This is a genomic window from Haloferax sp. Atlit-48N (assembly GCF_003383015.2).
Taxonomy (GTDB): domain Archaea; phylum Halobacteriota; class Halobacteria; order Halobacteriales; family Haloferacaceae; genus Haloferax; species Haloferax volcanii.
Genome location: NZ_CP137689.1, coordinates 1992423 through 2006522 on the forward strand (window position 1 = coordinate 1992423; position 14100 = coordinate 2006522).

16 protein-coding genes and 1 tRNA gene are annotated in these 14100 nt (G+C 68.3%); 5 read left to right on the forward strand and 12 right to left on the reverse strand.

Annotated elements, in window-relative coordinates:
• Positions 1 to 31: 31 nt before the first annotated feature.
• From DEQ67_RS10765 to DEQ67_RS10795, 7 genes are all read right to left on the reverse strand, one after another.
• The gene (locus DEQ67_RS10765; RefSeq protein ID WP_115891478.1) at positions 32 to 1072 is read right to left on the reverse strand and encodes an AIR synthase family protein; all 1041 of its coding nucleotides are present in this window, start codon (positions 1070 to 1072) and stop codon (positions 32 to 34) included.
• Between the two features lie 350 nt (positions 1073 to 1422).
• Complete coding sequence (locus DEQ67_RS10770) at positions 1423 to 2373, reverse strand: alpha/beta fold hydrolase (protein ID WP_115802902.1); 951 nt, start codon at positions 2371 to 2373, stop codon at positions 1423 to 1425.
• Between the two features lie 181 nt (positions 2374 to 2554).
• A complete protein-coding gene (locus DEQ67_RS10775; protein WP_115802903.1) occupies positions 2555 to 4801 on the reverse strand; it encodes an amino acid permease in 2247 nt (748 codons plus the stop codon).
• On the reverse strand, positions 4798 to 5268 hold the full coding sequence (locus tag DEQ67_RS10780) for a universal stress protein (RefSeq protein ID WP_115802904.1): 471 nt from the start codon (positions 5266 to 5268) through the stop codon (positions 4798 to 4800). The genes DEQ67_RS10775 and DEQ67_RS10780 overlap by 4 nt, the downstream gene beginning before the upstream one ends.
• 191 nt (positions 5269 to 5459) lie before the next feature.
• Complete coding sequence (locus DEQ67_RS10785; protein WP_004042461.1) at positions 5460 to 5855, reverse strand: hypothetical protein; 396 nt, start codon at positions 5853 to 5855, stop codon at positions 5460 to 5462.
• Between the two features lie 91 nt (positions 5856 to 5946).
• Positions 5947 to 6966 (reverse strand): YeiH family protein, encoded by a 1020-nt coding sequence (locus tag DEQ67_RS10790; protein WP_115861866.1) that lies wholly within the window; start codon positions 6964 to 6966, stop codon positions 5947 to 5949.
• Positions 6963 to 7109, reverse strand: coding sequence for a hypothetical protein (locus DEQ67_RS10795; RefSeq protein WP_158543169.1), 147 nt, complete (start codon positions 7107 to 7109; stop codon positions 6963 to 6965). The genes DEQ67_RS10790 and DEQ67_RS10795 overlap by 4 nt, the downstream gene beginning before the upstream one ends.
• Before the next feature lie 208 nt (positions 7110 to 7317).
• On the opposite strand from DEQ67_RS10795, the gene DEQ67_RS10800 reads away from it, so the two are divergent.
• The 4 genes from DEQ67_RS10800 to DEQ67_RS10815 all read left to right on the forward strand — a co-directional run bounded on the left by DEQ67_RS10800 (position 7318) and on the right by DEQ67_RS10815 (position 10681).
• Positions 7318 to 7944: an adenylate kinase gene (locus DEQ67_RS10800; protein WP_004042457.1), complete on the forward strand. Its 627-nt coding sequence runs from the start codon at positions 7318 to 7320 to the stop codon at positions 7942 to 7944.
• A 150-nt stretch (positions 7945 to 8094) separates the two neighbouring features.
• Positions 8095 to 9012: a DUF106 domain-containing protein gene (locus DEQ67_RS10805; RefSeq protein WP_004042456.1), complete on the forward strand. Its 918-nt coding sequence runs from the start codon at positions 8095 to 8097 to the stop codon at positions 9010 to 9012.
• Between the two features lie 218 nt (positions 9013 to 9230).
• Entirely contained in the window at positions 9231 to 9809 is a 579-nt protein-coding gene (gene cmk / locus DEQ67_RS10810; protein ID WP_006601431.1) for a (d)CMP kinase, read from the forward strand.
• Positions 9810 to 9811: 2 nt separating this feature from the next.
• Positions 9812 to 10681 (forward strand): RNA-guided pseudouridylation complex pseudouridine synthase subunit Cbf5, encoded by an 870-nt coding sequence (locus DEQ67_RS10815; protein ID WP_008610943.1) that lies wholly within the window; start codon positions 9812 to 9814, stop codon positions 10679 to 10681.
• Positions 10682 to 10690: 9 nt separating this feature from the next.
• Here DEQ67_RS10815 and DEQ67_RS10820 read toward each other — a convergent pair whose 3' ends face one another.
• Positions 10691 to 10975 carry a hypothetical protein gene (locus tag DEQ67_RS10820; RefSeq protein WP_004042450.1) on the reverse strand — a complete coding sequence of 95 codons (285 nt, stop codon included), beginning with the start codon at positions 10973 to 10975 and terminating at the stop codon, positions 10691 to 10693.
• 173 nt (positions 10976 to 11148) lie between these two features.
• Between DEQ67_RS10820 and DEQ67_RS10825 the strand changes: the two genes are divergently transcribed.
• A tRNA-Pro gene (locus DEQ67_RS10825) sits at positions 11149 to 11219 on the forward strand.
• A gap of 18 nt (positions 11220 to 11237) precedes the next feature.
• On the opposite strand, the gene DEQ67_RS10830 is transcribed toward DEQ67_RS10825, so the two are convergent.
• The 4 genes from DEQ67_RS10830 to asd all read right to left on the reverse strand — a co-directional run bounded on the left by DEQ67_RS10830 (position 11238) and on the right by asd (position 13906).
• Entirely contained in the window at positions 11238 to 11564 is a 327-nt protein-coding gene (locus DEQ67_RS10830; protein WP_115860819.1) for a hypothetical protein, read from the reverse strand.
• Between the two features lie 107 nt (positions 11565 to 11671).
• Complete coding sequence (locus DEQ67_RS10835) at positions 11672 to 11941, reverse strand: DUF7571 family protein (protein ID WP_004042445.1); 270 nt, start codon at positions 11939 to 11941, stop codon at positions 11672 to 11674.
• A 297-nt stretch (positions 11942 to 12238) separates the two neighbouring features.
• Positions 12239 to 12760, reverse strand: a complete 522-nt coding sequence (locus DEQ67_RS10840; protein WP_008605371.1) for an HPP family protein — start codon at positions 12758 to 12760, stop codon at positions 12239 to 12241.
• A 111-nt stretch (positions 12761 to 12871) separates the two neighbouring features.
• Positions 12872 to 13906: an aspartate-semialdehyde dehydrogenase gene (asd, locus tag DEQ67_RS10845; RefSeq protein ID WP_004042439.1), complete on the reverse strand. Its 1035-nt coding sequence runs from the start codon at positions 13904 to 13906 to the stop codon at positions 12872 to 12874.
• Positions 13907 to 14100 lie beyond the last annotated feature (194 nt).

The following is a 14100-nucleotide window of genomic DNA, read 5'->3' on the forward strand; positions in this document are numbered from 1 at the left end:
ACAAGTAGTGCGAGGGCCGAGGCGGCGCCCCTTATTCGTCGGCGTCCGACTCGTCGGCCTCGCGGGCGAGTCGCTCGTAGGCGGCCCACGAGGGGTCCACGTCGGGGTGTTCGATGCGCTCGCCGTCGACGACGACGCCCTCGCCCGCGACGACGGTGCCGGCGACGCCGACGGGGGTGCCGCGGGCGTCGAGCGCGGCGACCACGTCGTCCGTGACCGAGGGGTCCGTGGCGACGACGAGCGACCCGGCGGTGGTCGAGCGCCACGGGTCGATGCCGAGGTACTCGCAGGTCTCGCGGACGCCGGGACGGAACGGGACGCTCGACTCGTCGATTTCGAGTTGGACGCCGGCGCTCCCGGCGACTTCGTTGAGCGCGCCGTGGACGCCGCACTCGGTGGCGTCGTGCATGGCGTGGACGCCGCGGCCGCCGGCGGCCGAGACGGTCATCGCGTCGCGGACGGCGTCGGTCTCGTCGAGTCGGTCCTGCGCCGCGGCGAGCACGTCGGCGTCGAGGTCGGAAAAGGCGTCGGGGAACAGCGTCGTCAGGAGGCCGGTGGCCTCGACGCCCGGCCCCTTCGTCACGAGCACGTCGTCGCCGGGGTTCGCGCCGTCCGGGCGGACCACGTCGTCGTGGTCGCCGACGGCGAGGGCGGTCGCGCCGCCGACCCACGGGTACGAACAGCCGGCGTAGCGGGCGGTGTGGCCGGTGACGATGCTGACGCCGAGGTCGTCGGCCTCATTGTGCATCGCTTTCCAGAGTTCAGCGAACTGGTCGTCGGTCATCTCGGGCGGGAGCGTAAAGGAGACGGCGAGATGCGAGGGGTCCAGCCCGGAGACGGCGATGTCCGAGAGGACGATGTCGATGGCGAACCGCCCCGCGCGCTCGAAGCCGAGGGCGGGGAGCACGGAGAGTGGGTCGGTCGCGATGGCGACCGCGGTGCCGTCGATATCGAGGAGACCGAAGTCGACGCCGTGGGTCGGGCCGAGCGCCACGTCGTCGCGGGCCGCGCCCAACCGCGGGTAGATGTACTCGTCGAAGAACTCGCGGTCGACCTTTCCGAGGTCGGTCATACGCGACCTCCGGTGGCCGCGAGTAAGAACGTACTCATCCGTCGCCGGCGGGGCCGGGACGGATTGCGGTTTCGGTCTCGGTTTCGGTCTCGACGCGGGTCGCGCTCGCCCGGTTGGTCGGCGCGGTCACTCGCCGGTCGAAAGGTGGGACGGTCCCCCGTCCCTGCTCATGAAGAGACGCGGAGACGGTTCGAAGGGGCATGGAAAGTCCCACCACCGGACTGCTCCCGCGTCGGTTCGACCTGAACGCCGGACGTACAAGAACCTCGCTAAGTTCCCTCGATGGACCTATATAGCTCCATCGAGGATGCGGAGAATATAGCCGCTTTAGAAACATCGCCTTCCGGCGGTCAGACCGGTCGGTGGCCCGCCTCGTCGGGGGTGTTGTTCGGGGTCCGCCACGCGTCGTCGAGGTGTTCGACGACCGCGCGGGCGACGGCGACCGGCTCCTCGTGGTGGACCCAGTGGGTCGCCTCCTCGAACGTCTTGAGGTGGCCGTCGTCGCAGAACGCGAGGCTCTCGCGCGCCATCTTCGGCCGGAGGAACCGGTCGCGGTTTCCCCAGACGACGAGCGTCGGCACCTCGACCGTCTCGGCTCGGGGGCGCGGGCGCTCGCGGACAACCGCCCGGTACCAGTCCACCATCGAACCGTAGGCCCCGGGCACCGACCACGCGGCGCGGTAGCGGTCGAGGTCGGCCGCCGAGAACGTGCCGGGGAGCGCGGAGCCGGTCATCGCCCGCTCCAAAACGGCCCAGTCGCCGACGGGGGCGACGAGCTCGGGGAGCTTCGGCAGTTGGAAGAACAGGACGTACCAGCTCCGAAGCTGTTGGCCCGGGTCGCGTCTGAGGTGTCGGGCGAGCACCGTCGGATGCGGGAGGTTCATCGCGGTGAGCGAGCGCACCCGGTCCGGGTGGTGCAGCGCGGTCCACCACGCCACCGCGCCCCCCCAGTCGTGGCCGACGACGTGGGCCGTCTCGTGACCGAGCGCGTCCGCGACGCCGACCACGTCGCCGGCGAGTTCGTCGATGCTGTACCACTCGACGCCCGGGGGACGGTCGCTCAGGTTGTAGCCGCGCTGGTCGAGCGCGACGACCCGGTAGCCCGCCTCCGAGAGCGGGCGGAGGTAGTCCGCCCACGCGTACCAACACTCCGGGAAGCCGTGGAGGAGGACGACGAGTTCGCCGTCTTCCGGCCCGGCTTCGACCGCGTGGAGCGTGACTTCGCCCGCGTCGATGCGGCGGCTCGTCGCCTCGACGGACAGCTCCACGTCGTCCCACGACAGTCCCGATTGCTTCGCCATACCCCTCGCTACGGCGGCGAGAGACAAATGTACCGCGGCGACTGGCGACCGCCGTCGTCCGCGGTCCGCGAGAAGCGAGTCGGTTCCGCGGGGCTGACGGGACGGCGAAGGGCGGTGAGAGGGGTGCGGAACGGGGCGAGTCGGATCGGGGCGCGAGCGGGTCGGAGCGGGTCGGAGCGGACTACCCGAACAGGCGCTTTCTGATGCTCCGAGCGCGACTCTGTTCGGCCATGAGCACCGAACACTCCACGTCGTCGACGACGTCCATGACGACGGTTCCGCCGACGAGCCGCGAGAGGAGGCCGCGTTCCGTCGCGCCGACGACGAGCAGCGACGCGTCGGTCGCGTGGGACTCGATGGCCGCCTCGACGTCGCCGGTCTCGACGGTGAGCGTGGCGTCCCCGAGGTCGCGTTCGTCGGCCCACTCCCGGAGGAAACGCTCGCCCTCGGCCGCGTCGTCGGCGACGTGCAGGAGTTCGATTTCCGCGTCGCAGAACTCGCGGAGGACCGAGGCGATGGACGCCGAGAGGTCGGAGTCCGGGCCGCCGGCGGTCGGCACGAGTACGTGCGAGGGGTCGAAGCCGCGGTCCTTCAGCACCAACACGTCGTAGGGGAGCGCGTTGGTCATCTCCTCGACCGCGCTCTCGGCGCGGCCGGGCGACCCGTGGCTGTCGGGGCCCCAGCCCATGACGACGAGGTCGGCGTTGTACGTCTCCGCCGCGTCGAACACCTCCTCGAACGACCGGTGGGAGAGGACGGTGTGGGTCTCGATGTCCACGTCGAGTTCGTCGGCGTCGACGCGGGCCTGTTCGAGCAGGCGGTCGGCCTCGGCGAAGTCGTACTCCTCGCGGGCCGATTCGAGGGCGGTCTGGTCCGGCACTTTCACGATGTGGACGCCGACGAGCGTCCCGCCGTTTGCCTTGGCGACCGCGCCGCCGAGCGACACGAGGTCGCGCTCGCTTTCGGGGTTCGAAAGCGGGACCATGACGCGGTAGCCGCCGTCGGGCTGGACCGTCGAAGCCGCCGACACCGCGGCGTCGGGCATCTCGCTCGACCGAGAGAGCACGTACCGCGAGAGGATGCCCCGCTTGTCGGTGCGCTCGCGGGCGTAGAACAGGTACCAGACGATACCGAAGACGACGAACAGCACCGACAGCCCGATTTCGATGGGGTCGAGGAAGGCGATGAGTCCGAAGGAGAACACCGCACCGAGAATCGGCGTAATCGGGTAGAGCGGAACCGTGAACTCGGGGTCGTAGTCGGGCGCGTCTGACTCGCGCATCACGATGAGCGCGAGGTTGAGAAGCCCGTAGACGATGAGGTGGAGTGCGCTCCCGGCCTTCGCCAGCACCTTGATGTCGTCGACGGCGACGAGCGAGAAGACGATGATGAAGCCCGTGACCGCGATGGAGCGGTACGGCGTCGCGAACCGCGGGTGAATCTCGTTGAGCCACGCCGTGACGAGTTTGTCGCGGCCCATGGCGAAGTTGATGCGCGACGACGCGAGGATGGAGGCGTTCGCGCTCGACGCGGTGGCGAGGAGGCCGCCGAAGATGATGAGCCCCGCCCCGAGCCCGCCGAGGCCGAGCGCGGACTCGAACGAGAGTTGCGCGACCTCGACGACGGGGTCGGCACCGGCGGCCGACAGCTCCTGCCACGGCTTGACCGACGCCATGACGATCATCAGGATGGCGTACATCGTCGTGACGATGACGACCGAGCCGACGACCGCGAGCGGGAGGTTGCGGCCGGGGTTCTTTATCTCCTCGGCGACGGTCGTGATTTTCGCGAAGCCGAGGAAGGAGACGAAGACGAGCGCCGTGCCGGGGAGCACCGCGCCGTAGCCGCCGAGTTCGCTCGGCGCGAACGGGCGGAGCGTCGTGAGGTCGGCTTCGAGGAAGCCGAGTATCGAGAAGGCGGTCAGGATGACGACGAGCGTGATGACGATGACGACCTGGAGCGCGCCGGTCTCCTTCGCGCCGACGTAGTTGACGCCGATGAACAGGAGGCCGGCGAGTATCGCGGCCACCTGCACCGCAGACAGGGAGACGACGCCGAGACTCACCGCCGGTATCGACACGACGCTGACGAGGAAGTCACCGAAGCCGATGACGTAGAACGCCGAGGCGAACGCCAGCCCCATCCAGTTTCCCATGCCCGCGATGGAGCCGAAAAGCGGGCCGAGGGCGTGGTTGACGTAGTAGTAGCTCCCGCCGGCTTTCGGCATCGCGGTGCCGAGTTCGGACGCCGACAGCGCCGTGAAAAGCGAGATGACGCCGCCGACGACGAACGAGAGCGCGACGGCCGGGCCGGCGATGCCGTACGCCTCGCGGGGGAGGACGAAGATGCCCGCACCGATCATCGTTCCGACGCCGATGGTGAGCGCGGCGACGGGTCCGAGGTCTTTGGCGAGTTCCTCGTCGGTCATGTTTCACCCCCGGCGTCGCCGTCGTCGTCCGCTCCGGCCGGCAAAACGACCACGGGGCGGTCGCTGTGCCGGACCAGTTGGTCGCGGACCGCGCCCGAAAACAGGTCCCACCACGAGCGACCGCCGCGCGGGGTGAAGACGATTGCCGTCGCGTCGGCCTCGGCGGCGGCTTCGAGGATGGCGTCGCCGACATCGGTCGCAAACCGGAGGTCGGTGTGGAGGTCGATGCCGGCGTCGTCCGCGGCGCGGCGGGCGACATCGAACAGTTCGTCGGCGACCTCCTCGCGTTGTTCGACGCTGGCTTTGTCCGGCGCGCCGCCCGCCTTCTCGATGACGTGGACGACGGAGGCCCGACCGCCGGCCGCGGCGATGCGCGGGAACGCCGCGGCGCAGGTGAGCTCGGCGTCGTCCGCGTTCGCAATCGGCAGCAGGGGACGCGAGAACAGCGGTTCGACGTGTTCAGTCATCTGTCGAACCCACGGGAGTGGTGTGACAAAAGCGGTTCCGCCCGGCGGAACGGGATTGTGCGGGGACGACTGCGCCCGATTCACAACGTGACCGTCGGGAATTCATGTGCCGGGATTGTGCGCCAATCGGTTTAGAAGTTCGCAAACCGGGGTACGGTGTCGGGCGAATCGACGCGGGAGAGACGGAGGCCTCAGACGGCGGTGACCCACGCCCGGTAGCCCTCGTCGCGGCCGTAGACCGCCTGAAAGACGCGGTCCGCGAAGCCGGCGAGGCGGTTGGCGTCCGAGCGGGCGGTGATGCGGACGTTCGTCCCCTCGGCCTCCTCGGGGCTCTCCAACTGGTCGATGCGGAACTCGGGGAACTCCGAGAGCAGTCCCTTGAGCCGGTCGAGTTCGGCTTCGGTCACGTCCATGTTGAACGTCTGGTCGGCGAACTGAATCCACGGGCCGGGCCCCTCGCCGTCGATGTCGTCGAGGCGCTCGGCTTCGATGGTGAGAAAGGCGCTGCCGCGGTCGCGGTGCGCCGACACGGCGTCGGCGAAGAGCTTCCGGCGCTCGCGGGCGGTGTCGGCCTCGAATCGAGTCATGCGGGTCGATACAGCCGCGCGGTACAAAAGCGACCCGCGTCGGGGCGGGTGCGGCGTCAGTCGGACGGCGACCGAGACGGCCGCCGGCGCATCAGAACAGCGCGAGGACAGCGGCGAGCGCGAGCGCGCTGACGGTCAGTAGTTGCACGCCGAGGACGGCGAGCGGGGCCGCGCCCGTCCGCCGCATCGCGTCGAGTCGAACGTCGAGGCCGAGGCCGACGAACGCGAGCGCGAACAGGGCGTCGCTGGCGGTGCCGACGGTGGCGAGCGTCGCGTCCGAGAGCAGCCCGAGGTTGGCGACGGCGGCGACGGCGACGAAGCCGACGAGGAACCGCGGGACCCCGTCGAAGACGGCGCGCAGGCCGGTCGCGGCCTCCTCGGCGCGCCCGGCGTAACGGACCGCGTAGGCGACGGCGACGAAGCCGAGCATGGAGTTGCGCGCGAGTTTGGTCACGGTCGCCCAGCGGCCCGCCACCTCGGAGTGGGCGAAGCCCGCCGCGGTGACGGGGCCGGTGCTGAACATGCTCAGGCCGGCCCAGATGCCGAACTGGCGGCCGGACAGCGGGAGCAGGTCGCCGGCGATGGGGAACGCGGCGAGCGTGAGCGCGTCGAACAGGAGGACCGCGGCGACGACGTGGGCGAGCGACTCGCCGTCGGCGTCGATGGTGCCGGCGATGGCGGTGGCCGCGGAGACGCCGCAGACGCTCGCGCCCGCGGCGAGGAGCGACCCGGTCTTGTCGGCGAGGCCGAACACGCGCCCGGCGACGGCCTCGACGAGGAGCACGCCCGCGGCGACGGTGACCACGACGAGCGCGACCAACACGGGGCCGGAGGCGACGAGTTCGTCGACGGCGATGCGAGCGCCGAGCAGGACGATACCCGTTTCGAGGAGGAGTTTCTGCGTGTCGACGCCGGGCCGCGCCCAGTCGGGGACGCCGACCGTGTTGGCGACGGCGGCCCCGAAGAAGACGCCGAGCAGGAGCGCGTTGACGCCGGGGACGAAGCCGGCGACGAGGGTGGCCACCCCCGCGAGGGCGACGAGGACGCCGACGCCGGGAGCGAGTCGCGCGAGCCGAGCGACGCCGGCGTCCGAACCCTCCCCGGCGCTCACGGCCCGAGCGCCGCGAGGACGGTCACGACGACGAATCCGAGGGCGGTCGCGCGCCAGCCGCGTTCGAGCGTACACCACAGTCTGTACGCGCGCTCAACGGCGGTCGCGCCGAGCGCGTCGCGCATGAGGGACGAATCGCGCATTTGTCGGAATCACGAGGGCCGCGCCGTTGAACGTGTCGCTTCCGTCTGCGAAACCGGCAACAAACACCTCGAACACCGCGGTGAGACGGCCGAACGAGCGGTAGGACGACGAACAAGGAGCAACATTTTCTTGTTCCTCTGACCATCGTCGTCGCAGAACTCAGTACGTATCTTCAACACTATATGCTCTCGCCGGATGGGGTCAGATATGGCAAAGCGCATCCTCTTGCTCGGAGCGCCGGGCGCAGGTAAGGGCACACAGTCGAAGCGACTCGCCGAGACCTACGGCGTCGAACACGTCACTACCGGCGACGCGCTGCGCGCGAACAAGGACATGGAGACCGAGTACGGGACGCCCCGCTCGTTCATGGAGAAGGGCGAACTCGTCCCCGACGCGGTCGTCAACGAAATCGTCGAGGCCGCGCTGGAAGACGCCGACGGCTACGTCCTCGACGGCTACCCGCGGAACCTCTCGCAGGCGGAGTACCTCACCGAAATCACCGACCTCGACGCGGTCATCTACCTGAACGTCGCCGAGTCCGAACTCGTCGAGCGCCTCACCGGCCGCCGCGTCTGCGACGACTGCGGCACGAACTTCCACGTGAAGTTCAACCAGCCCGAAGAGGAGGGCGTCTGCGACGACTGCGGCGGCGAACTCGTCCAGCGCGACGACGACACCGAAGAGACCGTCCGCGAGCGCCTGTCGGTGTTCGAGGAGAACACCGAGCCGGTCATCGAGCACTACCGCGACGAGGGCGTCCTCGTCGAGGTCGACGGCGAACAGACCCCCGACGAGGTCTTCGAGGACATCCAGTCCGTCGTCGACGACGCGTAAACGCGGACTCGACGCGCGAACCGCCTCATCGACGCAGTTCGGCGCGACGTTTTTCACCGACGAAACGGGAGCGCCAGCGTCGCCGCCGACGCGCTCGCTGTCGTCCGCAGAGTAAAACCTTGATAACAGCCGGTTGCTAAAGAGCCGGTAATGGCACGAATCGAATCTCGGGTGCGCGACCTCGTCGGCTCCGACGCCGACATGCGCGCCGCCGTCGAAACCGTCCTCGACCGGGCGGACGACGGAGAAGTCGAGTGGGCCGACGTCCGCGACGAGCTCACGAGCGGCCAGTGGGGTCGCCTCATCGAGAAGGGTATCCTCGTCGACGGCGACGAGGGGTTCCGGCTCGCCGACGCAGGGGAGACCCGCGCCGGCCTCGAAGACGACACGTCCGGCTCCGGCGGCTCGTCGTCCTCGTCGACCGACGTCGACACCGGCGACTCGTCGTGGTCGAAGTACGACAAGGGCGCGGCCGTCGTCACCGTCGGCCTGTTCCTCGGCTACTCCGTCTCCGAGGTTCGGAACGTCATCGGCGGCGTGATGGACGCGGCGCTCGGCCCGCTGGCCGAGATGCTCCCGTTCTACGCCGTCGTGATGGTCCTCGCGCTCGCGACCGGCCTCTACTCCACGCTCTTGCAGGCGAACCTCATGGACATGGAGAAGATGGGCAAGTACCAAGAGCGGATGAAGGACATCCAACAGCGACAGAAGGACGCCAAGGAGCGCGGCGACGACGCGGAGCTCGAAAAGATTCAAGAAGAGCAGATGGAGGCGATGGGCGACCAGATGGGCATGTTCAAAGAGCAGTTCCGCCCGATGGTCTGGATCATGTTCCTCACCATCCCGGTGTTCCTCTGGATGTACTGGGCCATCGGCGTCGGTGGCGGCTCCGACCCGCACATCGTCACCGAGAACATCGTGCTCCCGCTCGTCGGCTCCGTCGGGTGGAAGCAGGGCGTCCTCGGACCCATGCAGGCGTGGATTGTCTGGTACTTCCTCTGCTCGATGGGCTTCACCCAGATCATCCGCAAGAGCCTGAACATCGACATGTCGCCGTCGGCGTCGTAAGCCAACTGGGCGACAGTCGACCCGGGCGATTCGAGTCGAATCGACCCGCTTCGAAGCAACCTCGTTTCTCTCTCCGTTCCGACCCTCGCCAGCCGCGCATCAGCCGCCGGATGCTCCCTCGGTGCGCCGCCGCGAGGCTCCGCCCGTACCCGTGAGAACCCTCCGCAGGGGTCGTCGGCAACGATAACACCTTTTAGCCGACCGCACCCAGCATGGATATGTTACTGACCGTCTCCGGACCACCGGGCAGCGGAAAGAGTACGACCGCCGCCGCGCTCGCCGAGGCGTTCGACCTCGAACACATAAGCGGCGGGGACATCTTCCGCGAGCTCGCCGCCGAGCGCGACATGACCGCCGTCGAGTTCAACAAACTCGCCGAGGAGGACGACCAAATCGACCGCGACCTCGACCGCCGCCTCCGCGACATCGCGCTCGACCGCGACGACGTGCTCCTCGAATCCCGCCTCGCCGGCTGGCTCGCCGGCGACGCCGCAGACCTCCGTTTCTGGCTCGACGCCCCCGTGGACGTCCGCGCCGAGCGTATCGCCGACCGCGAGGGCAAGCCCGTGGACGTCGCCCGCGAGGAGACGACGACCCGCGAGGCGAGCGAGGCCAAGCGGTACGACGCCTACTACGACATCGACATCACTGACCTCTCTATCTACGATATCGCGCTCAACACCGCCCGCTGGGGTCCCGACGAAGTGACCGCCGTCTGCATCGCCGCGGTCGATTCCTACGATCCCGAGGCCGACGAGGGCAAATACCCGGTCGACGGCGTCCGCTACGACTTCTGACCATGCTCCGAGACCCGCCCGAACACCGCAGCGTCGACGACCTGCTCTCGTTCGGCGTCGTCAACCTCGACAAGCCGCCGGGGCCGTCGGCCCACCAGGTCACCGGCTGGGTCCGCGACATGGCCGACGTCGACCGCGCCGCCCACTCGGGGACGCTCGACCCGAAGGTGACCGGCTGTCTCCCCACGCTCCTCGGCGACGCGACCCGCATGGCGCAGGTGTTCCTCGAAGGCTCGAAGGAGTACGTCTCCGTGCTCGAACTCCACGGCCCCGCGCCGGCCGACATCGACTCGACCGTCGCCGAGTTCGAATCGAAGCTCTACCAGAAGCCCCCGCGGAAGTCCGCCGTCTCGCGCCGCCTCCGCGTCCGCGAAATCCACGACCTCGACCTCCTCGAAGTGAAAGACAGACAGGCGCTCCTGCGCATCCGCTGTGAGTCGGGCACGTACATCCGAAAGCTGTGTCACGACCTCGGCCTCGCGCTCGGCACCGGCGGCCACATGGGCCACCTGCGCCGGACCGCGACCGACCCCTTCGACGACGCGGACCTCGCGACGCTCCACGACCTCAAAGACGCCCTCGCGTTCGCCGCGGAGGGCGACGAGTCGTGGCTGCGCGACGTGGTCTCGCCCGCCGAGCGAGCGCTGTCGCACCTCCCGTCCGTGACCATCGCCAACAGCGCGGCCCGCGAGGTCGCCAACGGCGCGCCCGTCTACGCCCCCGGCGTCTTCGACGTCGACGCCGACGCCGCCCGCGGCGACCTCGTCGCCTGTTTCACCGACGACGGTTCGGCCGTCTGTCTGGGCGAACTCGTCGGCGACGCCGACGCCGACTCCGGCGAGGTCGTCTCGCTGGAAGCCGTGTTAGTCTGAAGCGAGATACTACTTTCTCCGGCGCTTTTTGTCCGCGTCCGCGAGCGTCTCCGCCTGCTCGTTGACCGACGCGACCTCCCGTTTGGCGTCCGATTTGTCGAGGTCGTAGACGTAGCGCCACGACGCCAGCGGGTAGCCGTGCGACTCCTCGGAGCGGTCCGCCGACGGTTCGGACTCGCTCCCGCGGCGTATCGACCACCACCGAACGGCCGCGACGCCCAACGCGACGAAGACGAGGAGCATCGCGACGAACGGGAGGAGTCCGAGCGGGAGGCTCTGGAGGGGCAGAGTCATACACCGTTGTTGCCCGCGGAGAGACAAAAGCGTACTCGCGGGGCAGCGTCGACGAGCCGGAGGGGTTCGAACCGCACGACGACGGTGCGATACCGTGGCACGCCAGCGCCTCGCGTCGCCGCGACGAAACGAAGGGCTTAACCGCGAGACACGCATCGGTTTGAATGCACCCCGGGACCGTGGGGTAGTGGTATCCTCTGCCGATGGGGTCGGTAGGACCTGAGTTCGACTCTCAGCGGTCCCATACCACCTTTTTACTTCGTCAACTGTCGCTCTCTGAGCGACAGTCTCCTCGCAAAAAGCTGGACCAAAAACGTCCCGCGAGGGCTCGCTTCGCTCGCCTCGCGGTGCAGTACCTGAGTGCGGTGGTGGTTCGTTCACGTATCGACTGAGTGGCTCGGATGGCAACGGGACGGCCGACCGCACCACCCGACGCTCCTCTCCCGTAGAACAGATACGAAAACGCCAGAAACGCCAGCACCGACCCGACGAACACGGCGGAGACGCCGCCGCCGAGCGCCGGACCAAGGACGAGAAACGCGCTCCGTTGCCACTCCTCGACGAACTCGACCATATCCTTTTCAGCCATACAACAGCTCTCGTCGGAGAAAAACCTCGTAGCGACTACGAGACCAACAGCTCGAATCCTCGTCACTCACGGGCAACAGCCGCAAAAAATCGGTCGAGAACCGCTATTCAGGTCGAGACGGCATCGCAGGTCCAGCCGGGGTCGCTCCCCGTCCGCCGGATGAGGTCCGCGCGGCACGCCGGACAGTAGTCGGGGACCGTCGTTTCGCCCCGCGGGACATAGACGCCACCGCCGCATTCCACGCACGCATCGGCGACGACTGTGGTGCAGTCCGCACACAGATTGAAGTCGTCAACCGTGAGGTCGCGCAGCACTTCGAGCTTTTTGTCCAGGATGTACTCGTCGATAACCGCCTGACAGCTGTGGCACGGCTTCATAGCGATACAGCGTGTCAATTGAGACCATGCCACATATACCTGTCGTCGCCGGTGTCTCTTGACGCGGAATATCGGCCGAGGGGGACCGTCTCCGAGTACGGATACTGTCACGAGTACGCGCGAGCGACGCTAGCGCGCCCGGTGCGAACGTGTTTCACAGAATTCATAAGTAACTCGGTGACGAGTTAGTATTTGCTGCTGTCAGAGGCACATCGGGGTGGCGAACGGAATCAGTCACCCACCACACACCCATTCTCCCGCATCTACCGGTTCGCGTACCGCTCCGAGGACCGAAGTTCAGCTCCTCGCGCCCATGTCGGCGGGGTCGTCTCCGTACATCTCGGTGAGCATCGCGTCCGCCACCTGATGTGCCCCTACGAGAATCACGACGCTCCCGACGATGGTCGCGACCGACTGCGGCGTCGAGAGCAGGCCGAGCGAGACGATGAGCGTCGTCGCGCACGCCGGCGGGTGGACCGCGTCGAGTTCGACCATCCCCCAACTCGTCGCGGCAACCGAGATGGCACCGCTCGTGACGAGCCGCAACGTGTCCGTCGATGCGACCGACAGTGACGGGCTAATCGTCACGCCGGAGGCGATGAGCGCGTAGGCCGCGAAGCCGACGACGGCACCGACGGCGTGGCCGCCGACGATGCGAGTCGAGCGGGGCCGCGTGCCGCGCCGCCGAAACGCCAGCGCGAACGCCGTGGGGCCGAGGCTCGGAAAGACGAACGGCTGGCCGGTGGCCCACGCGACGCCGCCGAGCGCGGCGACGAGCAGGCCGGCGGAGAGCCCCGTTTCGAGGCCGCGACGAGACATGCGACACGCTCTGTCGGCGTCGGGGGAAAACGCTGTCCAATTCGAGCGGGAACAGCGTCGGCGGCGACGCCGAGCGCCGGCCCGGAAGCGACGCCGACGGGCGAGGAGAGCCTAAATCCAGCCCTCTTGGGCGAGCAGTTCGCCGTTGAGGACCGACGCGCCGGCCGCGCCGCGAATCGTGTTGTGCGCGAGGCAGTTGTACTTCACGCCGTGGTCGGTCGACTGGATGCCGCCGGCCGAAATCTGCATCCCGTCGCCGCGGTCGCGGTCGAGGCGGGGCTGCGGGCGGAACTCGTCCTCGAAGACGTGGATGAGCTGTTCGGGCGCGCTCGGGAGGTCGACGCCGGGGTACTCGCGCATCGCGGCGGCGACGTCCTCGGGGGAGGCGTCGTCGGCGAGGTCCGCGAAGACGCTTTCGAGGTGGCCGTCGAGCGTCGGGATGCGGTTACACGAGGCGTTGACCTCCGCGCCGTGGAGCGCGACCTCCGCGCCGTCGAACGAGCCCAGAAGCTTGCGGGACTCCGTCTCCATCTTCTCGTCTTCGCCGCCGATGTGCGGGATGGCGTTGTCGATAATCTCCATCGAGGTGACGCCGTCGTAGCCCGCGCCGGAGACGGCTTGGAGGGTCGTGACGTCGACGCGTTCGAGGCCGAACTGGTCGAGCGCGGCGAGCGTCGGGACCATCGTGATGGTCGAGCAGTTCGGGTTCTTCACGAGCGCGCCGTCCCAGCCGCGCTCGTCGCGCTGGACCTCGATGAGGTCGAGGTGCTCCGGATTTATCTCCGGAATCGTGAGCGGCACGTCGGGGGCCATGCGGTCGTTCGAGGAGTTCGAGGAGACGACGTAGCCCGCTTCGAGGAACGCGGGTTCGACCTCGGCGGCGACCGACGACGGGAGCGACGAAAACAGGAGGTCGATATCATCGGGCACGGCCGCGGGGTCGGTGCTGCCGACTTCCATCGCGGCCACGTCGTCCGGGATGGGCGTGTTGACGCGCCACTTCGCGGCCTCGTCGTATCGCTTGCCCGCGCTCTCTTCGCTCGCGGTCAGCGCCGCGAGTTCGAACGTCGGGTGGTCGTCGAGAAGCTGGATGAATCGCTGTCCGACTGCGCCGGTTGCACCGAGGATGCCGACTCGTACTGCCATTACCCGTGTCGTAGTGTGGCACACGCATAAGGCCGTTTGGATTTGAACCAGTATTCGCGGCGTATAGTGCCAGAGAACTGTAACCTCGGCCGTTCCTTCACGGTCGAACACGTAAATCGTCGTCTGTCGAATCGGCCACCGACGTGCGTTGGGAAAATCGATAGAATAACGTGTGGTTCCCTGAAAGACTACCG